Origin of the sequence: Pseudomonas sp. P1.8, from assembly GCF_001269805.1 — a bacterium.
Taxonomy (GTDB): domain Bacteria; phylum Pseudomonadota; class Gammaproteobacteria; order Pseudomonadales; family Pseudomonadaceae; genus Aquipseudomonas.
This window is the reverse complement of the sequence record NZ_LHVM01000019.1, coordinates 1-22,193: the sequence shown is the minus strand read 5'-3', so window position 1 is coordinate 22,193 and position 22,193 is coordinate 1. Positions and strand designations below refer to the sequence as shown.

At 58.9% G+C, this 22,193-nt stretch carries 25 protein-coding genes; 15 read left to right on the top strand and 10 right to left on the bottom strand.

The window, feature by feature from the left end; translation table 11 throughout:
• Positions 1–113: 113 nt before the first annotated feature.
• The gene (locus AD668_RS20720) at positions 114–1,595 is read right to left on the bottom strand and encodes a methyl-accepting chemotaxis protein (RefSeq protein WP_053161707.1); all 1,482 of its coding nucleotides are present in this window, start codon (positions 1,593–1,595) and stop codon (positions 114–116) included.
• Between the two features lie 180 nt (positions 1,596–1,775).
• Positions 1,776–2,585 (bottom strand): TatD family hydrolase, encoded by an 810-nt coding sequence (locus AD668_RS20715; protein WP_053161705.1) that lies wholly within the window; start codon positions 2,583–2,585, stop codon positions 1,776–1,778.
• Between the two features lie 284 nt (positions 2,586–2,869).
• Between AD668_RS20715 and AD668_RS20710 the strand changes: the two genes are divergently transcribed.
• The 3 genes from AD668_RS20710 to AD668_RS20700 all read left to right on the top strand — a co-directional run bounded on the left by AD668_RS20710 (position 2,870) and on the right by AD668_RS20700 (position 5,386).
• Positions 2,870–4,291: a transglycosylase SLT domain-containing protein gene (locus AD668_RS20710; protein WP_053161704.1), complete on the top strand. Its 1,422-nt coding sequence runs from the start codon at positions 2,870–2,872 to the stop codon at positions 4,289–4,291.
• A 103-nt stretch (positions 4,292–4,394) separates the two neighbouring features.
• Complete coding sequence (locus AD668_RS20705) at positions 4,395–4,829, top strand: DoxX family protein (RefSeq protein WP_053161702.1); 435 nt, start codon at positions 4,395–4,397, stop codon at positions 4,827–4,829.
• A 248-nt stretch (positions 4,830–5,077) separates the two neighbouring features.
• On the top strand, positions 5,078–5,386 hold the full coding sequence (locus AD668_RS20700; RefSeq protein WP_053161699.1) for a hypothetical protein: 309 nt from the start codon (positions 5,078–5,080) through the stop codon (positions 5,384–5,386).
• Between the two features lie 2 nt (positions 5,387–5,388).
• On the opposite strand, the gene greB is transcribed toward AD668_RS20700, so the two are convergent.
• The 3 genes from greB to AD668_RS20685 are packed head-to-tail and all read right to left on the bottom strand — an operon-like array spanning position 5,389 to position 9,108.
• Positions 5,389–5,886, bottom strand: a complete 498-nt coding sequence (greB, locus tag AD668_RS20695; RefSeq protein WP_017339816.1) for a transcription elongation factor GreB — start codon at positions 5,884–5,886, stop codon at positions 5,389–5,391.
• A gap of 34 nt (positions 5,887–5,920) precedes the next feature.
• Positions 5,921–8,425, bottom strand: coding sequence for an ABC transporter permease (locus tag AD668_RS20690; RefSeq protein WP_053161697.1), 2,505 nt, complete (start codon positions 8,423–8,425; stop codon positions 5,921–5,923).
• Positions 8,425–9,108, bottom strand: coding sequence for an ABC transporter ATP-binding protein (locus AD668_RS20685; RefSeq protein ID WP_053161695.1), 684 nt, complete (start codon positions 9,106–9,108; stop codon positions 8,425–8,427). The genes AD668_RS20690 and AD668_RS20685 overlap by 1 nt, the downstream gene beginning before the upstream one ends.
• A gap of 10 nt (positions 9,109–9,118) precedes the next feature.
• On the opposite strand from AD668_RS20685, the gene AD668_RS20680 reads away from it, so the two are divergent.
• From AD668_RS20680 to AD668_RS20670, 3 genes are all read left to right on the top strand, one after another.
• Positions 9,119–9,724 (top strand): arylesterase, encoded by a 606-nt coding sequence (locus tag AD668_RS20680; protein WP_053161693.1) that lies wholly within the window; start codon positions 9,119–9,121, stop codon positions 9,722–9,724.
• 56 nt (positions 9,725–9,780) lie between these two features.
• On the top strand, positions 9,781–10,074 hold the full coding sequence (locus AD668_RS20675; RefSeq protein ID WP_053161691.1) for a hypothetical protein: 294 nt from the start codon (positions 9,781–9,783) through the stop codon (positions 10,072–10,074).
• Between the two features lie 1,051 nt (positions 10,075–11,125).
• Complete coding sequence (locus AD668_RS20670) at positions 11,126–12,097, top strand: L,D-transpeptidase family protein (protein ID WP_053161688.1); 972 nt, start codon at positions 11,126–11,128, stop codon at positions 12,095–12,097.
• Positions 12,098–12,220: 123 nt separating this feature from the next.
• On the opposite strand, the gene oprI is transcribed toward AD668_RS20670, so the two are convergent.
• Positions 12,221–12,472, bottom strand: a complete 252-nt coding sequence (gene oprI, locus AD668_RS20665; RefSeq protein ID WP_003183784.1) for an outer membrane lipoprotei OprI — start codon at positions 12,470–12,472, stop codon at positions 12,221–12,223.
• Positions 12,473–13,111: 639 nt separating this feature from the next.
• On the opposite strand from oprI, the gene AD668_RS20660 reads away from it, so the two are divergent.
• Positions 13,112–13,399, top strand: coding sequence for a GNAT family N-acetyltransferase (locus AD668_RS20660; RefSeq protein WP_008057026.1), 288 nt, complete (start codon positions 13,112–13,114; stop codon positions 13,397–13,399).
• 72 nt (positions 13,400–13,471) lie between these two features.
• Here the strand turns inward: AD668_RS20660 and AD668_RS20655 are convergent, their stop codons facing one another.
• Positions 13,472–14,548, bottom strand: a complete 1,077-nt coding sequence (locus AD668_RS20655; protein ID WP_053161686.1) for a 3-deoxy-7-phosphoheptulonate synthase — start codon at positions 14,546–14,548, stop codon at positions 13,472–13,474.
• 128 nt (positions 14,549–14,676) lie between these two features.
• Positions 14,677–15,120 carry a PilZ domain-containing protein gene (locus AD668_RS20650; RefSeq protein ID WP_053161684.1) on the bottom strand — a complete coding sequence of 148 codons (444 nt, stop codon included), beginning with the start codon at positions 15,118–15,120 and terminating at the stop codon, positions 14,677–14,679.
• Here AD668_RS20650 and AD668_RS20645 point away from each other — a divergent pair.
• The 5 genes from AD668_RS20645 (at position 15,119) to cysB (ending at position 19,074) form a co-directional block, all read left to right on the top strand.
• Complete coding sequence (locus tag AD668_RS20645; protein WP_053161682.1) at positions 15,119–15,505, top strand: thioredoxin; 387 nt, start codon at positions 15,119–15,121, stop codon at positions 15,503–15,505. The two genes, AD668_RS20650 and AD668_RS20645, sit on opposite strands and share 2 nt — an antisense overlap.
• The gene (locus AD668_RS20640; protein ID WP_172681849.1) at positions 15,502–16,455 is read left to right on the top strand and encodes a putative 2-dehydropantoate 2-reductase; all 954 of its coding nucleotides are present in this window, start codon (positions 15,502–15,504) and stop codon (positions 16,453–16,455) included. Before AD668_RS20645 ends, AD668_RS20640 begins: the two co-directional genes overlap by 4 nt.
• A 26-nt stretch (positions 16,456–16,481) precedes the next feature.
• Positions 16,482–17,387 carry a 5'-nucleotidase gene (locus AD668_RS20635; protein WP_053161677.1) on the top strand — a complete coding sequence of 302 codons (906 nt, stop codon included), beginning with the start codon at positions 16,482–16,484 and terminating at the stop codon, positions 17,385–17,387.
• Between the two features lie 95 nt (positions 17,388–17,482).
• Complete coding sequence (locus tag AD668_RS20630; RefSeq protein ID WP_053161676.1) at positions 17,483–17,986, top strand: universal stress protein; 504 nt, start codon at positions 17,483–17,485, stop codon at positions 17,984–17,986.
• Positions 17,987–18,099: 113 nt separating this feature from the next.
• Entirely contained in the window at positions 18,100–19,074 is a 975-nt protein-coding gene (cysB, locus tag AD668_RS20625; RefSeq protein ID WP_053161674.1) for an HTH-type transcriptional regulator CysB, read from the top strand.
• Positions 19,075–19,080: 6 nt separating this feature from the next.
• Here cysB and AD668_RS20620 read toward each other — a convergent pair whose 3' ends face one another.
• Positions 19,081–19,563, bottom strand: coding sequence for a GreA/GreB family elongation factor (locus tag AD668_RS20620; protein ID WP_053161672.1), 483 nt, complete (start codon positions 19,561–19,563; stop codon positions 19,081–19,083).
• Between the two features lie 2 nt (positions 19,564–19,565).
• Positions 19,566–19,976: a hypothetical protein gene (locus tag AD668_RS20615; protein WP_053161670.1), complete on the bottom strand. Its 411-nt coding sequence runs from the start codon at positions 19,974–19,976 to the stop codon at positions 19,566–19,568.
• Positions 19,977–20,100: 124 nt separating this feature from the next.
• Between AD668_RS20615 and earP the strand changes: the two genes are divergently transcribed.
• The 3 genes from earP to AD668_RS20600 all read left to right on the top strand — a co-directional run.
• Complete coding sequence (gene earP, locus AD668_RS20610) at positions 20,101–21,243, top strand: elongation factor P maturation arginine rhamnosyltransferase EarP (protein WP_053161668.1); 1,143 nt, start codon at positions 20,101–20,103, stop codon at positions 21,241–21,243.
• A gap of 48 nt (positions 21,244–21,291) precedes the next feature.
• Positions 21,292–21,861, top strand: a complete 570-nt coding sequence (locus AD668_RS20605) for an elongation factor P (RefSeq protein ID WP_053161666.1) — start codon at positions 21,292–21,294, stop codon at positions 21,859–21,861.
• A 109-nt stretch (positions 21,862–21,970) separates the two neighbouring features.
• The coding region (locus AD668_RS20600) for a helix-turn-helix domain-containing protein (RefSeq protein WP_156322379.1) at positions 21,971–22,193 on the top strand (223 nt) is incomplete at its 3' end.

Sequence of the window (22,193 nt, the reverse complement as noted above, 5' to 3'; positions counted from 1 at the left end):
GGCCCGGACATTGCTGGCGGCGAATCAAGCCTGGCTATCGATGTGATAGGGGCCATGGTCAATATTGATGTTGGCGGGCTGATTGCCATCGCGAGCCTGCTCGCGAAGCGCCGTCAAAGCTTGAGCTGACCAATGGCCTTGCTCAGTTCCCCAGCCAAGGCGGCCAGTTCATTACTGGTAGTTGCCGAGCACACAGTCTGTTGCACGGTGTGCTCGGTCACATCCCGAATACTGACCACCGAACGGTTCATTTCTTCGGCGACCTGGCTCTGCTGCTCGGCCGCTACCGCGATTTGCGTATTGCTTTCGCGCATCTGCGCCACCGCGCCGGTGATGTCTGCCAGCGCAGCACCGGCCTCCTGGGCCTGTTGCACGCATTCGTCCGCCTTGAACGAGCTCTCCTGCATGAAGTCAACCGCGTCGCGGGTTCCCGCCTGTAGTGCCGACACCATGAGGGTGATCTCGTCAGTAGACGCCTGAACCCGTTTGGCGAGGTTGCGCACTTCATCGGCCACCACGGCAAAGCCGCGCCCCATCTCACCGGCCCGGGCCGCTTCGATGGCAGCGTTCAGCGCCAGCAAGTTGGTTTGCTCGGCGATGCTATGGATCACGTTCACCACGCTGTTGATCTTCTGGCTGTCCTCGGCCAGGCGCTGGATCATCTCGGCAGTTTGCTGCACCCCGGTGGACAACCCGGCAATCGACTTTTGAACCCGAGTCACCACTTTCTGCCCGCTACCGGCCAGGCTGTCGGCCGATTGCGACAGGTCACGGGTGGCGCCGGCGTGTTGGGCGATGTGATAGACCGTGGCGGTCATTTCGTTGATCGCGGTGGCGGCCTGATCGGTTTCGCTTTGCTGGCCGAGCATGCCTTGGCGCACGTCGTTCATGCTCGATGCCAATCGGGCGGCACCTTCGTCAAGCTGTCGGGCGGTAGTGGCGACCGTGTTGACCACCCGCTGATACCCGGCCTGCATGGCATTGAAGGCATTGGCCATTTGCCCGACTTCATCGTTGCAGGCCAATGGAACGCGGGCCGACAAATCCCCGGTTTTCTCAACGTGCAGCATCACATCTTTCAACGTGTTGAGTTGGCTGAGCAGAAAGCGGATCAACAGCTGCGATGCGCCGAGCATCGCCAGCATCAGGATTAACACCGCCGTGGCGTAATGGCTGAAGCGTTCGGCGAAAACCTGTTGAAGACTTGGCCCGTAGGCGACAACCGCTATTTGCTGGCCGTCCAAGCGGGTGAATACTTCGGCACCCATCAACGGGTTGTCACCGACCAGCGGCATGGAATTGAGGTCGACCCAACCCTTCGCATCACTCAGTCCCGGTACCGGTTGTTTATTCAACGCTGGCATCTGGCCGCGACTGAATGTCAGCAGATTATCTTGCCGGGGCAGCGGCTGCCCGGCAGGCCAGGCGCTGAGCAATCGGGCCTGCTCCTGTGCCGAAGCCTTTGCTGCCTGACTGCGGGCCTGCTGTTCGAGATGCACGGCAAACAGCACCAGCAGCAGTGTGGTGACGAAGGCGACGGCGTTGACTGCCCAGAATTTGTACTTCAACGAGATGTTGCTAAGCCAGGCACCCATGGAGGTTTTCTCTGATAGCGGAAACAGTATTGGCAAGGTGCCATTATTGTGCCGCTACTCAGCGATACGAAATTTGATGCAGGTCAGTGCGCTTGCTCACGATGGCAGTCTGTCAGTCACATCCGTATTGAGTGTGAGGACGCTATCGCGGGCAAGTTCGCTCCTACTGGGGGGAGGTGATTACTGGGAGATTGATGGCAAACCGAAGAATTCGCGTGCACAGAGGGTGGTATGCGCCGCGAGATCCTCATTGGTTTCCCCGCGATGCAGTGCGACCTCTCGCAACACCTCGGTCAGATATGCCGGCTCATTGCGCCCGTTTTTCGGTTTGGGGCGCAGGCTGCGCGGAAGCAGATAGGGGGCGTCGCTCTCCAGCATCAGACGTCCGCGCTTGATTTCCTTGACCAAGGGATGCAGGTGCGTGCCCCGGCGCTCGTCGCAGATCCAACCGGTGATGCCGATGTGCAAGTCCAGATCGAGGTAGCTGAACAATGCTTTCTGTTCACCGGTGAAACAGTGCACCACGGCGGCGGGCAATTGATCGCGGTAGTCGCGCAGGATTTCCAGCAGGCGCTGACTGGCATCACGCTCGTGCAGGAATACGGGCAACTGCAATTCGACGGCCATCGCCAGATGTTCTTCGAGGACTTTTTCCTGCTGGGGGCGTGGTGAGAAGTCTCGATTGAAATCCAGACCGCATTCGCCCACGGCGACCACAGTGGGCTCCTTTAACAGACTGCGCAGGCGCCGGGCGCTGTCGGCAGTCCAGTCGCTGGCCGAGTGGGGGTGGATACCCGCCGTGGCGAACAGGCGCAGGGCGCTTTCATCCAGTTGTTGGCAAAGCTCCAAAGCCTGCTCACTGCCCTCGACACTCGTGCCGGTGAGCACCAGTTGGCATACCCCTGCGGCGTAGGCGCGGTCGAGAACAGCCTGGTGTTTGTCGGCAAAGCTGGGGTTGGTCAGGTTGACGCCGATATCGATGAGTTGCATGGTGCTACCTCGGACCAAAGGCCGAAAAGCATATCAGAGCCTTGGATTTATAAGAAAAGCCAAGAACTACAATGGGTTAACGCTGTCTCTTGATTCGCGATCTTGATTCGCGATCTTGATCCGCGATCTTGATCCGATCTTGAGCGGCAGGACACACGCGTTGGTGCGACTACTGTCAATGTGCCATTATTCTGCGCTTTTCCGGTGCTTCTGTGTTCTGTTTTTGTCGCCGTGCTTGATGCCATTTGACATGAACATGGCCTGGTTTTCTTTGCGGAGAGTGGATGATTCGTCCCTCGGTTTTGCTTCTGCTGTGCTGTTCGCTGCTGCTGCCGATGGCGGCGGTTGCGCGGCTGCCTGGACCACAGCAAGCCGTACCGGCGGCAAAAGTTCGAGATCTTCCGGAAATTCGCAACAGCCGCATACTGCGGGTGCTGGTCAACCAGAGCCGCAACAGTTCCGGCGAAGTTCAGGGCCAGGCGATTGGCGTCGAATATCATCGCCTGCGCGCGTTCGAACAATACCTCAACGGGCATGCTCGCGACGGTCAGGACATCACCCTCAAGATTATCCCCAAGGGCAAGGACCAACTGCTCGGCGCATTACAGCGCGGAGAAGGTGACCTGGTGGCGCCGGGCGAACTGCTGGATTTGCAGCCGGGCTATGCCGTCAGCACCAGTGAGCCGCTTGCCAGCAATATTCCGTTGGTCTTGGTGGGGATCAAAGGCGAGCGGCGCTATACCCGTCTCGAACAACTCTCGGGCAAGACCCTGGCCTTGCCCACCGGAAGCGCCGCGGGAGACGCCGTCAGTCAAATCAATCAAAAACTCGCACTGCACAAGCTGCCTCCGGTGACGATCGAGTGGGTCGATCCAAGTCTCGCGGTCGAGGATGTGCTGGAGATGGTTCAGGGCGGCATTTTTCACCTGACCATCGTCGAGCAGCCGATTGCCGAGCGCTGGGGCAAGATCCTGCCGAAACTGCGATTAGACAAACAGGTGCTTATCAGGGATCCGGGCGAGGAATTCTGGTTCGTGCGCCGTGATGCATCAATGCTGCGCGCCAGCATCGATCGCTTCCTGAGCGGATACAAAAAACCATCGGATCAGGACGCGGCGTTCCTGCGGATCTATCGGCGCCTGTACCAGGTTCACTATCCATTGGCGAAGGCTGACCGGCAGCGCCTGGAGAAACTGCGGCCCGTACTGCAAAAACACGCTGACGCTCAAGGCATGGACTGGCTGAACCTGGCTGCGCTGGCATTCAAGGAGTCCGGCTTGCAGCCCACCGTTCGCAGTGGTGGTGCGCCGACCGGTCTGATGCAGATCACGCCATCTGCGGCTCAGCGAGTAGGTGTCAACAATATTCAGGATATCGACGGCAATGTGCAGGCTGGCGCCAAGTACCTTGCGATGATCCGGCGCAAGTTCTTTGCCAGTTCCAGGCTCAATGAACGTGAACGCATGGCCTTCGTGCTGGCGGCGTACAACATCGGACCAGAGCGGGTGCAAGGTATGCGTGCCGAGGCGCGGCGGCGCGGCTTGAATCCGAATCAGTGGTTCTTCCAGGTTGAGCGAATCGCCATGGAGCAGGTCGGAATGGGACCTGTCAGCTATGTTAATAGCGTGAACAAGTATTACTTGGCGTTCGATCGAGAGCGGGAGTCGTTGGAGCCTCAGGGGCAAAAGGTAGCCCTACGCAAGTAATCGAATAAACTGATTGTTATGGCGGGGTTTTTGCGCTTTTAACATGATGTTTACTGATTAATATGGCGGCCAACCAACACACATTCATTATGGAAGAAACAGCATGAGCACACTGATCAACAAGGTACTGTTCACCCGCGCTGGCTACGGTCTGACCGTTTTGCGAATTTTCGTCGGCATCATCTTCGCAGCCCACGGGGCGCAGAAGCTTTTCGGGGCATTCGGTGGTTATGGCCTGGCCGGGACCGCACAGTACATGGAGAGCATTGGTCTGGCACCGGGTTACCTGATGGCGACGCTGGCTGGTGGTACCGAGTTCTTTGCCGGCCTGGCCTTGATCATCGGCCTGCTGGCGCGCCCGGCGGCATTGGGGCTGACGTTCCTCTCATTGGTCGCTATTTTTTCGGTACACATCAGTAATGGTCTGTTCATGGCCAACAACGGTTACGAATTCGCCCTGGCTCTGCTGGGTGGCAGTATCGCGGTATTGATTGAAGGGGCCGGGAAGCTTTCAGCTGATCGCGTCATCGCGGGCTGAACGCTCTGGCGCAACGAAAAGGCCCGCATTACGCGGGCTTTTTTTGTTGTTCGTGATTCTTGACACCGTCCGGTCAGCTTCTCTAGGATGCTGCTCATGCGCCGATTTAAACAGCTACTTGCGGGGCGCCAGGTAACTCGATCAGTTACCGATAGAAGCTGGAAACAGGCTTCGAAATACCGCTAAAGCGCTGGTTCGGTGTTGCCTCTCACCTGCCATGCAGACTTTTGAGGCAGAGACACGACACAATGAATGCACTAAGCCCCGTTATACGTCCCGCGCCGATCACGGCACATCTGACCCAACGCAATCCAAAAATCCTGCTTGGCGGTAAACATCAGCCGACGCTGTTGCGTTATCTCGATGGCTGGCCTCGTCGCACCGGCGGTCCTGCTGCGTTCCTGATCCAGTTTGTCGAAGATGGCGAATCCCTGGCGCGGTTCGCTAACGACAGTTTCGACCTGGCAGTGATTCAATCTCCCAGCCTCGAAGATGCGCCTGAAATGATCAGGCAGCTGACTCGCGTTGCCCGGCAAGGGTTGATTACCCGACGCTGAGGTTATGGGTACTCAATAGCCACGATGTATACGCATTGCTCGCCGGTCGGCGTCTGGACCCGTACTTCGGCGTCCAGGGCTTTGCCGATCAAGGCGCGAGCCAGTGGTGAGTCGATGCTGATCAGGCCCAGTTTGAGGTCCAGTTCATCCGGCCCGACAATGCGGTAGCGCGACTCTTTGCCGTCCTCGTCTTCAATCGTGACCCAGGCACCGAAATAGACCTTGTTCGGATCGCTGGGTTTTTCACTGACGACCTTGAGCGCTTCCAGGCGTTTGGTGAGAAAGCGTACGCGGCTGTCGATCTCGCGCAGCATTTTTTTGCCGTAGGTGTATTCGGCGTTCTCCGAGCGATCGCCCTGTGCCGCAGCCTCGCTGACCGACTGCGTTACTTGCGGTCGTCGAACGTGCCAGAGCTCATGAAACTCGGCGCGCATCCGCGCTTCACCTTCAGGGGTGATCAGCGCGGTACCGGCGGTGCGGGGAGGGCGATAACGGCTCATGGTGACTTCTTGTGATTAGGAGTGCTTGAGTTTATCAACCCTCGCGCAGCACTGTCAGGGGGCTTGCGTTCAGCGCCCGGCGGGTGCCGAACACGCCGGCGCCACCAATCAGTATCGCGCCAATCAGCGGCAACACCAGCAGCCACGGATGCGGATGCCAGGGCAGGTCGAATGCAAATCGGTAAAGCACCAGGCTCACGAGTTCCGAACCCAGCGCTGCCAGCAACCCGCTGACCGCCCCCAGCAAACCGAATTCGATTCGTCGCGCCTTGACCAGCAATTGCCGTTCCGCGCCCAGAGCCCGCAGTAATGCGCCTTGGCGAATGCGTTCATCGAGTGTCGCTTGCAGACCGGAAAACAACACCGCCATACCCGCCGCCAGCACAAACAGCAATACGTATTCCACCGCCAACGTGACTTGCGCGAGGATGCTGCGCAGCTGCGCCAGCAATGCCTCGACTTGCAAAATGGTCACTGCAGGGAACGACCGAGACAGGTCGACGATCTGCTGGTCATGTCCTGCCGACAGATAAAAACTGGTCAGGTAAGTCGCTGGCAGATCCTTCAAGGTCCCCGGCTGGAAGATCATGAAAAAGTTCGGCTGGAAATTGTCCCAGTTGATTTCTCGCAGGCTGGTGACTTTCGCCTCGCGATTGACCCCTCCGACCGTAAAGACCAGATGATCCCCCAGCTTGAGCTTCAGGCTTTCGGCGACTTTGCCCTCTACCGATACGCCGGGGATTTCATCGGGCGGTTGCTCCGGCCACCAGTTGCCGGCGGTGAGTTTGTTGCCTGCCGGCAGGTCCGCGGCCCAGGTCAGGCTCAGGTCACGCTGGATGGCCCGGTCACCCGCTGATTCTTTGGTGACGATTTGCTGCACGGGCTCGCCGTTGATGCTGATCAGGCGCCCCGGCACCACCGGGTACAGCGGCGCCGATTGTGCTGACACGGCAATCAGGCGATCGGTGAAGGCTTGTTTGTCTGCCGGCAGGATGTTCAGGGCGAAGTAGTTTGGAGCGTTTTTTGGCAATTGGTTTTGCCAGGTATCGAGCAGCTCGCCACGCAGCAGGGCGATCAACGCCATCGACAGCAGGATCAGGCCGAACGCCAGGGACTGACCGGCAGCGGCCAGCGGATGACGCAACAGTTGACCGAGGCCCAGACGCCACGGCAGGGAGGCGCGGGCCAGCATCCGTCGCAGACTTTGCAACAGCAGCAACAGCAATCCTCCCAGCACCAGTGCAGCAACCACGCCCCCGCCAAGCAATGCGAAGGTCAGCAGCAGATCCAGGCTCAGGCGCCACATGATCAGGCCAAGGGCACCCAGCGCCGCGCCGTAGACCATCCACGTACTGGAGGGAATCGGCCGCATGTCCCGACGCAACACCCGCAATGGCGGCACCCGACCCAAGGCAGCCAGCGGCGGCAGGGCGAAACCGGCCAGCGCCACGAGTCCGGTGCCGATCCCGGCGATGGCCGGAAACAGGCCGCCCGGTGGCACGTCGGTCGGTAGCAAATCATGCAACAAGGCAAACAGCCCCAGCTGTGCCAGCCAACCAATTGCGGCGCCGGTGAGGCTGGCGAGTAGTCCGAGCACGGTCAGTTGAAGGCTGAACAACACCAGGGTTTCCCGGCGTGACAGACCCAGACAACGCAGCAGTGCGCTGGCATCGAAACGGCGGGTCGCAAAACGCGTCGCCGACAGCGCCACTGCCACACCGGCCAGCAACACCGCCACCAGACTGGCCATGTTCAGGTAACGCTCTGCTTTGCCCAAGGCGCCGCCGATCTGCCGGTTGCCATCGCGGGCATCCTGGATGCGCTGATTGGCCGCCAGTCCGGGTTTGATCAATTGCCGATAGGTTTCCAGCGCTTCGGCATTGCCGCGCCAGAGTTCGCGGTAACTGACCCGACTGCCGGGCTGCACCACACCGGTGGCGGCAAGGTCGTCGAGGTTGATCAGCACCCGTGGTGTCAGGCTGTAGAAATTGCCGGCGCGGTCGGGTTCGTAAGTCAGCACGCGCGCCAGCTTCAGGGTTTTCATCCCGACATCGACGCTGTCGCCGATCTTCAAGTCGAGCGCGGTCAGCAGCCGCGCTTCGACCCAGGCTTCCCCTTGTTTCGGCCCGCCGCCGGGCTCTTCCTGGGCGAACGGTGCGGGCGCGCTTTTCAGCTCACCACGTAGCGGATAGACGCTGTCCGCCGCTTTGATACTGGACAACTGGATGCCGGTATCGGTGGCGATGACGCTGGAGAACTCCACTACTTGTGCGTGTTTCAGCCCCAGATCGATGCCGCTTTTTATCTGTTCGGGGCGGGCCGGTGAGCTGCCCTCGAGCAGCAGGTCGGCGCCGAGGAACTCCGTGGCCCGCAACATCATGGCGCCGTTCAGGCGGGCGCCGAAGTAACCGATGGCGGTACTCGCGGCCACGGCCACCAGCAGGGCAAAAAACAATACGCGCAATTCACCGGCGCGGGCGTCGCGCAGCAATTGTCGGATGGCGAGACTGAACAGGCGCAACAGCGGCAGGCGTGCCATCAAGGCTCCAGAGGGGCGACCAGCAGGCCGGCTTCAAGTCGGATCAGGCGCCGGCAGCGATGGGCCAGGCGTTCGTCGTGGGTCACCAGCACCAGAGTCGTGCCGCGTTCCTGGTTAAGTTCGAACAGCAGGTCGCTGATGCGCTCGCCGGTGTGGCTGTCGAGGTTGCCGGTGGGTTCGTCGGCAAAAAGCACATCGGGCTCGGCGGCAAACGCCCGGGCGATTGCCACGCGCTGCTGTTCACCCCCGGAGAGCTGGCGTGGCGAGTGGGTCAGGCGTTGACCGAGTCCAACCCGTTGCAGCAACTCCGTGGCGCGGCTGCGGGCGTCTTTGCGGCCATCGAGCTCCAGCGGCAGCATGACGTTTTCCAGGGCGTTGAGGCTGTCGAGCAGTTGAAACGACTGAAAGACAAATCCCACATGCTCGGCGCGAATGCGTGCGCGCTGGTCCTCGTCGAGCTTGCTCAGGCCTTGACCGGCAAGTGTCACTTCACCACTGCTGGGCAGGTCGAGACCAGCGAGCAGGCCGAGGAGGGTGGATTTGCCGGAACCGGATGCGCCGACGATGGCCAGGCTGTCGCCCTTGTTCAGTTCCAGGCTGAGTTCGTGCAGGATGGTCAGTTCACCTTCCGCGCTGGGAACCACTTTGCTAAGGTTCTTCGCGGTGAGAATGCTTGCGCCCATGGAGAATCCGATGCGTGTGTGGTTTTTGAGTGCTGGCCTGGCCTTGATGTGCATGGCCCAGAACGCAGCGGCGGGTACTGTCCTGATCGTTGGCGATAGTATCAGCGCCGGTTTCGGACTGGATACCCGGCTGGGGTGGGTGTCGTTGCTCGAGCAACGGCTCAAGCGTGAAGGTTTCGACGATAAAGTCGTCAACGCGTCCATCAGTGGCGACACCAGTGCCGGAGGCCAGGCGCGGCTGCCGGCGCTGCTTGCAGAGCATAAGCCGGAGCTGGTTGTCCTGGAGTTGGGCGGCAATGACGGCCTGCGTGGATTGCTGCCAACACAATTGCAACAAAATCTTGCGTCGATGATCGACAGCTCCCGGGCCAGCGGTGCCAAGGTGTTGCTGCTGGGCATGCAATTGCCACCCAATTATGGTGCGCGTTACACCCAGGCCTTCGCCGAGGTTTACAGCAATCTGGCCGATGAAAAGAAAATCCCCCTGGTGCCCTTTTTTCTCGACGGTGTGGGTGGTCACCCGGATCTGATGCAGGCCGACGGCATCCACCCGGCAGCCGGGGCCCAGGACAAGTTGCTGGAAAATGTCTGGCCTACTCTAAAACCGCTGTTATGACGCTTTTCTAGTAGCAGGCTTTCGGCTAAGGTGGCGCCCCCGATTTGGAGCCCCCGATGCCGCGTCCCGCCTGGTCACTATTTTCCTATCAACTGATCGAGCCTGACGAACAGCTGGATCTGTTCGCCTGTCAGGAAGTGCGGGTGCATCTGGTGACCCGTCAGCTGGAACTGGGCGGGTCGGCGGACCGGACGCTGTGCGGCAGTCTGTTGCCTGCGCAACCGCGTTGGTCGAGTGTTGATCGGCGGGTGTTTCAGGATCAGCGGTTGTGTTCGTTGTGTCGGGCGATTCTTGAGTCGCAGAAGCGGGGCACGTCACCGATCTGGCCTGAATTGCGGTTTGAGCTTTAATCCGTCAGGAGTCCAGTAGTCCAGGTAGCCTGACACGGAGGGAAGCGCCTAAAAAAAGTAACCAAAAAAACGCTCGCCCCGAGCGTCCGGCCCCTCGCTTAGGCTCGGCGTTCCTTCGCTCCGGTATTCATCCGGGGTCATCGCCTCCGGTCGGCTTCGCTTCGACCTCCTCTCGATGTGTTCGACTGCGTCGAACGGCGCTGCGCGCCTACCCCCGGATGAACACCTCCACTCAGCCTCCCGAAGGGGCGGGTGGATCAAGATCAAGAGCTGCAGGCGAGCTAACGCTCGGCCTGTTGAGTGGTGGAAAGCAGGGGGTGATGCCCCAATCCGTGTAGGAGCTGGCTTGCCAGCGAAGGCGGCCTGCCGGCCGACCTGAATCTTGCCGATGCCCCCAATCCCTGTAGGAGCGAGCCTGCTCGCGATGGCGGCCTGCCAGCCGACCTGAACCTTGCCGATGCCCCCAATCCCTGTAGGAGCTGGCTTGCCAGCGATGGCGGCCTTCCGGCCGACCTGAATCTTGCCGATGCCCCCAATCCCTGTAGGAGCTGGCCTGCCAGCGAAGACGGCCAGCCGACCGACCTGAATCTTACGGATATACCCAATCCCTGTAGGAGCTGGCTTGCCAGCGAAGACGGCCAGCCCGCCGACCTGAACCTTACGGAATTACCCAATCCCTGTAGGAGCTGGCTTGCCAGCGAAGACGGCCTGCCAGCCGACCTGAACCTTACGGATTTACCCAATCCCTGTAGGAGCTGGCCTGCCAGCGAAGACGGCCTGCCAGCCGACCTGAACCTTACGGATATACCCAATCCCTGTAGGAGCTGGCTTGCCAGCGATGTCAGCCTGCCAGCCGAGCCGATTTTGCAGAGGTACCAGATCAACGGCTCGCAGCCTCGCTTCGCCGACAGCTGCTACGGGAAGTGTGTAGGAACCCACAGCACAAAACCGCCTTGCATCGCCTGCAATCGGGCGATCTCCCCGAAATAACAGACAGCGGTGTACAATCGCGTTCTTATACCCTCTGTTGATCATGCGAAGGATTTTCCGGATGTTGCCGCGCTTTCCCGCCGTCACCCGCTGCCTGACCCTTGCCGCCCTGTGTGTGGCCGGTCCTGCTGCAGCCTTGGAGCTGCCTCTACCACCGCCCGGTGAAGACATCGTCGGTCAAGTGCAAGTGATCAAGGCCAAGTACGAAGATACCTTCGCTGACCTTGGCACCACTTACGATCTGGGTTACACGGAAATGGTCGCGGCCAACCCGGGTGTCGACCCATGGTTGCCGGGTGCCGGTACCGAAATCATTCTGCCAACGCGCTTCATCCTGCCGCCGGGCCCGCGTGAAGGCATCGTGATCAACCTCGCCGAATACCGCCTCTACTACTTCCCTAAAGGCCGGAACGTCGTCTACACCTTCCCGCTGGGTATCGGTCGTGAAGGCTGGGGTTCGCCGATTGCCCATACCAGCATCACCGCCAAGACACCGAACCCGACCTGGACGCCTCCAGCGTCGATCAAGGCCGAGCACGCCGCCGATGGTGATCCGCTGCCCAATGTCGTGCCGGCGGGTCCAGACAACCCGCTGGGGCCGTTCAAATTCACGTTGGGCACGCCGGGCTACCTGATTCACGGTTCGAACAAAAAGTTCGGCATCGGCATGCGCACCAGCCACGGCTGCTTCCGCATGTTCAACAACAACGTGCTGGAAATGGCGGGCATGGTGCCGGTCGGCACGTCGGTAAGGATCATCAACGACTCCTACAAGTTCGGCGTCAGTGGCGGCAAGGTTTACCTGGAAGCGCACACACCGCTGGACGACAAGGGCAACCCGTCGGTGGTCGACAAGCATACTGCCGTGATCAACGCGATGCTCAAGCGTGAAGACATTACCAACAACCTGCGCATGAACTGGGATGTGGTGCGCGATGTTGTCGCTGCCGAAGACGGCCTGCCGGTGGAAATCGGCGTGCCGAGTGGTACCGCTCCGATGGTGTCGAGCGCACCTCTCGATCCACTGCAGTAAGGCTTGAAGGGAACCCGTCGACGCAGGCCGCGTCGGCGGGTTTTTTATTGCCCGCAGAAACACCAGGCAATAAAAAAGCCGACCCAAAAAATGGGTCGGCTTAATAACAATCCCGAGGGATTATTACTTGCGGCTAGCTTTTTCCAGCATGCGCAGAGCACGCTCGTTAGCTTCGTCAGCAGTCTGTTGTGCTTTTTGAGCAGCAGCCAGAGCTTCATCAGCTTTACGGTAAGCTTCGTCTGCACGAGCCTGGGAGCGAGCTGCTGCGTCTTCAGTAGCGGTCAGACGTGCTTCGGTTTCTTTCGATGCGCTGCTGCAACCGGTAGCCAGAACTGCGGCCAGAGCCAGAGCAGAGAATTTCAGAACGTTGTTCATCGTGTTCCCCTTCAAGGACTTTCTATTAAGTAGCTATCTCCTCAGCATGAGGAAATAGCCGGCGTACATACTACCCATTACTTGTAGTAAGTAAAACTGACATGAAGCAAGAAGCAAAAAAAATTGTAGGCGTTGATGCTTTTTCGAGCAACTTTTAACTGCAATGTTTAAAAAATATCCAGCCGCAAGGCCCGATCCTGAGCGAGCCGCTGCGGAAAAGTTCCTCATTCCCAGTGCTCTTTTTTTCAGTCTTGGCTAAAGTCTGCCTATATGGATTCGTCTACACTTTTGTTCGGGTTTTGCGCAGCAGCTCTCATATCTTTCTCCATATTCAGGTGACTTTAACAACGGGCGCTCGTCTTAAGTCTCAACATCCGGCAATGTTCAGGCTTTCGACCTTGGCAATCTTGGGTCGAGCCTTTCCTGCGTGACCCTGAGCAGCACCCGTCAACCTGCGTAATGACGAGCGTACCTTGAGCATTTCGGGCAATGGTGCCTACTATTTGTACGTGCTCGGCAGCGCGAGATCGGTGCGGTTCTTCTCGGTGTCCATTCAGGCACGGGGTGGCGTAGATGTTCCTTCGCCGGAAAAACATCGGTAAGGTAGGGGTCAAAATTTCAGACCCGCGAGGAGTAGTGATGAGCGAGGCGTTGTCCATCCACCATGACCAGGCTGGTCATCAGTTCGAGACCAATGTGGACGGTCATCGTGCCTATCTGACCTATATGGATCTGGGGAAACAGACCCTGGATATCTATCGCACCTTCGTGCCCAACGCATTGCGTGGTCGTGGCATAGCAGCAGCCTTGACCGAGAAGGCGCTGGAGTACGCCGAGGAAATGGGCTACACCGTCATTCCTTCGTGCTCCTACGTCGAGCGCTATATGGAGCGTCACCAGCGGCACGCGGCCAAGCTGAGCCAGTGACCCGGAGTAAAACGAACGCATAAAAAAACGCCGGGTTCAGCCCGGCGTTTTTTTGTCTGCGGCAAACGGCGATCAGCTGCGATCGCGTTTTGGCAACACATCCTTGAGCTTGGCGTGCATGCTGCGCAACGTGGTTTCAGTCGCGGTCCAGTCAATGCAGGCGTCAGTGATCGACACGCCGTATTGCAGGTCGGCGAGGTCTTTCGGGATCGCCTGGGCGCCCCAGTTCAGGTGACTCTCGACCATCAGGCCGATGATCGACTTGTTGCCTTCCAGGATCTGGTTGGCGACGTTCTCCATCACCAGCGGTTGCAGGGCCGGGTCCTTGTTGGAGTTGGCGTGGCTGCAGTCGACCATGATGTTCGGCTTGATCTTCGCCTTGTTCAGCGCCTGCTCGCAGAGCGCAACGCTGACCGAATCGTAGTTCGGCTTGCCGTTGCCGCCGCGCAGGACCACGTGACCGTAGGCGTTGCCCTTGGTGGTGACGATGGACACGCCACCTTCCTGGTTGATGCCCAGGAAGCGATGCGGGCTGGAAACCGATTGCAGGGCGTTGATCGCCACGGTCAGACCGCCGTCGGTACCGTTCTTGAAGCCGACTGCCGAGGACAGGCCTGATGCCATTTCACGGTGAGTCTGGGATTCGGTGGTGCGCGCGCCGATGGCCGACCAGCTGATCAGGTCCTGCAAGTATTGCGGGGAGATCGGATCGAGTGCTTCCGTGGCGGTCGGCAGGCCTTTTTCAGCCAGATCCAGCAGCAACTGGCGACCGATGTGCAGACCGTCCTGGATCTTGAACGAGTCGTCCAGATACGGGTCATTGATCAAGCCTTTCCAGCCGACGGTGGTGCGCGGCTTCTCGAAATACACACGCATGACCAGATACAGGGTATCGGACACTTCGGCAGCGAGTGCCTTCAGACGCTCGGCGTATTCGTGGGCAGCCTTGATGTCGTGGATCGAGCAAGGCCCGATGACGACGAACAGGCGATGGTCGGTGCCATCCAGAATGTTGCGAATGACTTCGCGACCCTTGGTGACGGTGCGCAATGCAGCATCGCTCAGGGGAATATCGCGCTTGAGCTGATCGGGGGTGATCAGCGTATCGTTGGAGGCGACGTTTAGGTCGTTGATCGGTAAATCAGCCATCGTTTACTCGTCAGGTCACGGGTGCCGGCCGCCAGCGAACCCGCGCGGCGGAGCACAGCAAATTAAGCGCGTCGGGGAGCCGAACCTTAGCGCGTTACACCGTGACTCGACAATGGGCAGACACCGTTTTAGTCCAGCACTGGCTGCGTAAACGCCTTGCGCACCGATTCATGAGAGAACTCGTCGGCATGTGCCTGGACCCATTCCAGCGCCAGCGCCTGAATATCCTGCAAATCGTCGTGGGCGTCATGCAGGCGGCAGAAACTATCGATCCGGCAGACCTGCTCGCCCATCCGGGCGCTGAACAGCATCTGCTCGTCGACAAAGGCAATGCCCACCAGATACCCGTGTTTACGTCGCAGGCACCAGGCGACGTAGCCCAGAAAACGCATATCGGGATTCAGCGTCGGCATGCGTACTTCAAGCGCTGTGCCATGGCGCCAGGCACGGTGGTAATTGCAAGCCATGCCCCCCAGGCTGATAGTGTGTAGCTGTTGCCGCGAAATACACTCGGGTTTAAGCAATGTTAATTCGACGGGCACATCGTCAGGGTGAGGAATAAAACGTCCCATGAACACAGACTCCATGTGTCGGCCATCTGACATTGTTTCCCCCAGTATAGTGGTCGAATTGGATCTCACCGATTTCGACGCCGACCAACGGCTGCTGGCGATGAGCGGCGTGTCGTTGGTGATTTTTACCAGCGTCGGTTGCGCCAGTTGCCGGTTTGCCCGTGAACAGCTGCCTGGCCTTGATCTGGCGGTGGATCGGCTGTGCTGGATCGATGCTGGGGACAATGGCGGGGCGGTCGAACGTTATTCTGTTTTTCATTTGCCCGCGCTGTTTGTCGTGCGCGATGGTGAATTCTTTGGCGCATTGAAAACGCGCCTGACCCGCTCTGAACTCAATGCTGGCGTGGCGCAGGCGTTAAGTCGCCCAGCAGAGGAATTGCCTTGATGGGGACAGTTGCCAGGCCGAGAATCGGCATTATCGGGACCGGTGCAATCGGCGGTTTCTACGGGGTGATGCTGGCGCGTGCCGGCTTCGATGTGCATTTTCTGCTGCGCAGCGAATTTTGTGCGGTCGCCGAGCACGGGTTGTGCGTCAATAGTGCACCGCATGGCGCACTGACGCTGAACCCGGTGCAGGCGTATTCAAGTGCCGAAGTCATGCCGCCCTGCGACTGGTTGTTGGTCGGGGCGAAAACCACCAGCAATGCCGATCTGGCACCGGCCATCCTTCACATCGCAGCGCCAGGCGCCAAAGTGCTGCTGCTGCAAAATGGCCTGGACGTGGAAGACGGCTTGCGCGAACTGCTCCCTGAATCTCTGCATGTGCTCGGGGGGCTTTGCTATATCTGTGTCCATCGCGAGAGCCCGGGCGTCATCACCCATCAGGCGCTGGGTGCGGTGCATATCGGTTACCACAGCGGGCCTGCCGATGCGTCGGCACGCACTGCGATAGTCGGGGAGGGGAGCGGTTTGTTCCTCGCCGCCGGGATCGATTCCCAGGTCATGTCGAACCTGCATCAGGCGCGCTGGCAAAAACTTGTCTGGAATATTCCGTACAACGGTCTGTCGGTGCTGCTCGGGGCAAGCACTACACCGCTGATGGCTGACAGCGACAGCCGCGAATTGATCAAGGCGCTGATGGCCGAAGTGGTCCAGGGCGCGACCGCCTGTGGTCACGCCTTACCAGCCGGGTACGCCGACCATTTGTTCATGGTGACCGAAAAAATGCCCGACTACTGGCCGAGCATGTACCACGATTTCCTGCACAAGCGGCCGCTGGAACTGGCCGCCATTTACGCTCGGCCTCTGGCCGCGGCGAAGGCCGCCGGGTGTGAGATGCCGCGCATCGAAGCCCTGTATCGCAGCTTGAGTTTTATTGATCGACGCAATAGTTGAATCGGTCGACCCGAGGGGGTAAAGGCATGGCAAAGACTAACGACGACCAACTGGTGCTGGCGATTTCCTCGCGGGCGTTGTTCGACCTCAGCGAAAGCCACAAGGTATACCTGTCCAGTGGGGTCGAGGCCTACCGGCAATATCAGATTGAACACGAAGACGAAATCCTCGAACCTGGCGATGCTTTCCCGTTGGTGCAGAAACTCCTGAATCTCAACACTCAACTGGGGCGCGCCCGGGTCGAAGTGATACTGGTATCGCGCAACAGCGCCGACACCGGGCTGCGGGTGTTCAATTCGATCCACCACTATGGCCTGGCGATCTCCCGGGCGGCATTTGTCGGCGGCCGCAGTCCGTATCCGTACCTCAAGGCATTTGGCTGCGATCTGTTTCTCTCGACCCATGCCGAAGACGTGCGCAGTGCGCTGGACGCCGGTTTCGCTGCGGCGACCATTCTCTCGGGCGGCGCCAGTCGCGCGGCCAGCGACGAATTGCGCATTGCTTTCGACGGTGACGCGGTGCTGTTTTCCGATGATTCGGAGCGGATCTATCAGTCCGCTGGCCTGGAAGCGTTCCAGGCCAGCGAGCGTGAATCTGCCCGTCAGCCGTTGCGTGGTGGGCCGTTCAAAGGCTTCCTCGGGGCGCTCAATCTGTTGCAGCGCGAGTTCCCGGACGACGCCTGCCCGATTCGCACCGCTCTGGTGACGGCGCGCTCGGCCCCGGCCCATGAGCGGGTGATTCGCACCTTGCGCGAATGGGACATCCGCCTGGACGAATCGCTTTTTCTCGGTGGCCTGACCAAATCGGCGTTTCTCGAAGCCTTCGCTGCCGATGTGTTTTTCGACGATCAGGCCGGGCATTGCGAGTTGGCACGTGAAGTCGTCGCCACCGGTCATGTGCCCCACGGCATAAGCAACGAGCAAAAGGTTTAAGCCCACCGTTCAATGCGTTACGCCGGGCGTCGCACTCTCCAAGGCACTGCTAAGCTGAATCAAATCTCCGCCATGTTGGCATTCGAGGAGGTCATATGATTCGTTCGATGCTGTATGCCACTGACCTCGGTCTGTACGCCCCCGTGGTGATGCAGCATGCCCTGGAGTTGGCTCGAACCTTCAATGCCAACTTGTACGTGGTGCACGCGGTTGAGCCCATGGGATTATTTGCCGAGTCGGTGCTGCAAAGTTACCTCGACGAGCAGTCGTTGAACGAATTTCACAGCCAGGGATTGAGTACGGTCATCGCGAGCATTGAACAGCGGGTGCTGGACAGTTTCCGCGAAGAACTCGGGGAAGAGAACCAACATGACCTTGAACGGATCCAGGCGGTGCGGGTGCTGCAGGGCGATCCGTCGCAGGTGATTCTGGACCAGGCGCAGAAACTCTCTGTGGATTTGTTGATCGTAGGTAGTCACAGCCATGGCGCTGGAGCGGAAACCCCCTTGGGCCGAACCGCTGCGCGAGTTCTGCAACTGGCCACCGTCCCTGTTTATCTGGTGCCGCTGGTGCAGCGTCGCCGCCAAGGGGATAGCTAGAACACGAATAATGGCAATTTGATAAAAAAGTTCTAGATTTATTCTTCGAGCCATTAATATAGTTATATATCGTCGCTGATGCCCGTGGCGTCTACCTGCTTTGAGGGATTCATATGAAGCTTCAACAACTGCGCTACATCTGGGAAGTGGCGCACCACGACCTCAACGTCTCCGCTACGGCCCAAAGCCTTTACACCTCTCAACCGGGCATCAGTAAACAGATCCGCTTGCTGGAAGACGAACTGGGCGTTGAAGTATTCGCTCGCAGCGGCAAGCACCTGACCCGCGTCACCCCGGCCGGTGAGCGCATCATCACCACTGCCGGCGAAATTCTGCGCAAGGTTGAAAGCATCAAGCAGATCGCCCAGGAGTTCTCCAACGAGAAGAAAGGCACCCTGTCGATTGCCACCACTCACACCCAGGCGCGATATGCGTTGCCGCCAGTGATCAGCAATTTCATCAAGCAATACCCCGACGTTGCCCTGCACATGCACCAGGGTTCGCCGATGCAAATCGCCGAAATGGCTGCTGACGGAACCGTGGATTTCGCCATCGCCACCGAAGCGCTGGAGCTGTTCGGTGATCTGGTGATGATGCCGTGCTATCGCTGGAACCGTTGCGTGGTGGTGCCACAAGGGCATCCGCTGACCAAGCTGTCGAAGCTGACCCTCGAAGCGCTGGCTGAATACCCGATCGTGACTTACGTGTTCGGTTTTACCGGTCGCTCAAAGCTCGACGAAGCCTTCAGTCATCGCGGTCTGACGCCGAAAGTGGTGTTCACCGCCGCCGATGCCGACGTGATCAAGACGTACGTTCGCCTGGGGCTAGGCGTCGGCATCGTGGCGAAAATGGCCGTCGATACCAAGCTCGATAGCGACCTGGTGGTGCTCGATGCCAGCGAATTGTTCGAGTCCAGTGTGACCAAGATCGGTTTCCGTCGCGGAACCTTCCTGCGTGGTTTCATGTGCGACTTCATCGAGAAGTTTGCGCCGCACCTGACCCGCGAAGTCATGGCCAAAGCCATCGCCTGCCACAACAAGCAGGAGCTGGAAGAACTGTTCGACGGTGTTGAATTGCCCGTGCACTGATGCCGGTCAAACGACCTCGGTAACAGCAAACTGTTGCCGAGTACCCTCCACCAGAATTTCCACCTCATCGCCCTCGAACTTGCCCAGCAGGCTTTTGCCCAGTGGCGAGCGTGGGGTGATGACGGTAATCAACTGTCCCACCAGATCAACTTTCAGACCCGCGGCATCCGGCGCCAGAAACAGCCATTGTTCGCGACCTTTCTCGTCTTCCAGTCCGAGCAGGGCGCCGACCTCGATACCGCGTTGGTCGTCATACGCACGCAGTGTCAGGTTTTGGCAAAGCGTCAGTGAGTGGCGAATTTCCTCCACACGCCTGGCCTGCCCGGCCGCCAGATAGGACGCCTCCAGCCCCAGTGTGTCGTACTTGTTCTCGGCGATGTTTTCTTCGTGCGTCGCGGTTTCGTAAGCGGTTTGCGCGGCACGCTCAGCAATGTCGAGATCGATGCGCAGCTTGTCGAGGATCAGTTGGTGAACCGTGTGTTTATTCATGATCAATCGCAGAATTGCAGGACATTGGCGCGGCTTTTCTCGCTTGGAATGGTTCGATCCTGCTGCAACCAGAACTGACAGGTCGGATTGGCCAGATTGCGGCTGCTGCTGCGGGCTTGATCGAGCCGTTGCGCCTGCTCATTCTTGCGCAGATTCTGCTCATATTGCTCGAACAGCGGACTTTGCGGCGCGATGTCCGGCACGGGTTGCGCGACCACTGGCGGTTTGGCCAACAGCTCCACTGCGGCCGCGACCGGTGCCAATTGCTCGCTGAACAACAGGCGCGAAGCGAGCCAGCTCGTCAGCGCAATGGCAATGAAGCCCAGCCACATGCCGAGGGCAATGCTGGCGGTCAGTTGCAGGGCATTGAGTCGAATCGGGAAGGATCGGCGCGGAGTGGAACGGTAGGGCATGGCGGCCTCCTGGCGAATAGTCGCGGGCGAGAGACGATTGTCGCATGAAGATTAATCGCCGTCGGCTCTTCTGCGCGGGGTAATTTATGCGGACAATCGGCGCATTTGCCAACGGGAACCTGCAATGCCTGAAATGAATCCCCGCTGGGATATTTTTTGTACCGTGGTCGACAACTTCGGCGACATTGGCGTGACGTGGCGACTGGCCCGTCAACTGGTGGCCGAGCATGGCCTGGCTGTACGGTTATGGGTCGATGATTTGCGCGCCTTCGAGCGCCTGTGTCCCGCAATCGATATCCATGCGGCGCAGCAACGGCAGGAGAATGTCGAAGTCCGTCAGTGGTCGGGCGAGTGGCAGCCGACAGCTGCGGCAGACGTGGTGATCGCCGCATTCGCCTGTCAATTGCCCGCTGCCTACATGGAGGCCATGGCCGAACGGGAACAGCCGCCGTTGTGGATGAACCTTGACTACCTGAGCGCCGAGGATTGGGTAATCGGCTGCCATGGCTTGCCTTCGGTGAAGTTCAGGCACGTGCAGAAGTTCTTTTTCTTCCCGGGCTTCCAGAAAGGAACAGGTGGCCTGTTGCGTGAACGCAATCTGCTTGAGCAACGTCGGCAGTTTCAGCAACGCCCTGAAGCCCAGCGAGAATTCCTGCAGGGTTTAGGGATTGATCGCGCACCTGACGCACAATTGATCTCATTGTTTGCCTACGAAAACACCGGGCTGGCCAGTTGGCTCGATTCAATGGCCGCTGATTCGACTGCCACTCATCTGTTGGTGCCCGAGGGACGAATTCTCGGTGATGTCGAACGCTGGCTCGGGGTCGACGGGCTGTCGGCCGGTGATCTGCATAGGCGCGAGGCCTTGACGGTGCAGGTGCTGCCATTCGTTCGGCAGGACCAATATGACCTGTTGCTCTGGAGTTGCGATTTCAATGCCGTGCGCGGCGAAGACTCTTTCGTCCGTGCGCAATGGGCGGGTCGACCGCTGCTGTGGCACATCTATCAGCAAGAGGAAGATGTCCACCTGGATAAGCTTGAAGCCTTTCTCGAGCTGTATACGAAGGGCTTGTCGACCCCGGCACGGGAGGCGATCAGCGGTCTGTGGCGGGCGTGGAACGCGGGTGAAAAAATGACCGACCACTGGCAATCCACACGTAAACACTGGCCAGAGCTGGAAAAACACGCCGAGACGTGGTGTCTGGAACAGGCCTTGCAGGCCGATCTTGCCACGGCGCTGGTACAGTTTTATGGAAATTGGATATGATACGCGGCCTAGATTTTTGTAAATCCCATCCAAATTCGGATATTCGTAATGAAAACTGGTAAAGAACTGAAACCCGGGATGGTGATCCGTCTCGAAAACGATCCTTGGCTGGTTCAGAAAGCTGAATTCACCAAGTCGGGTCGTAACAGCGCGATCATGAAGACCAAGCTGAAAAACCTGCTGACCGGCTACAAGACCGAGATCGTTTACAGCGCCGACGACAAACTGGACGACGTGATCCTCGACCGCAAAGAAGCGACCCTGTCCTTCATCAGCGGCGACGCCTACACGTTCATGGACACCACTGACTACACCATGTACGAGCTGAACGCTGAAGACATCGAAAGCGTTCTGCCGTTCATCGAAGAAGGCATGACCGACGTTTGCGAAGCCGTGTTCTTCGAAGACCGTCTGGTATCCGTAGAGCTGCCGACCACCATCGTGCGTCAGGTTGACTACACCGAAGGTTCCGCTCGCGGTGACACTTCCGGCAAGGTGATGAAGCCTGCCAAACTGAAGAACGGTACCGAGCTGTCGGTTGCTGACTTCATCGAAATCGGCGACATGATCGAGATCGATACCCGCGAAGGCGGTTCCTACAAAGGCCGTGCCAAATAAGCACCGCTTGAGGAATGAAAAAGCCCGACCATTGAGTCGGGCTTTTTTGTACCTGGTGTCCCGTCCTGAATAAGGTTTACACCTTCTGACCTATTTTCAGGAGGGAGCAATGGATTCGGGGAAAAGGCGCAGTCAGCGCGATTACACGCTGGCTTTTAAATTGTCGGTGGTCGATCAGGTCGAAAAGGGCGAGTTGAGTTATAAAGAGGCTCAACGGCGCTATGGCATCCAGGGTCGGTCAACGGTGTTGGTGTGGTTACGCAAGCATGGTCGGCAGGATTGGAGCCAAGGCGCGTCTATTCGAGTGCTGAGGAAGAGTTCCATGGCCGAGT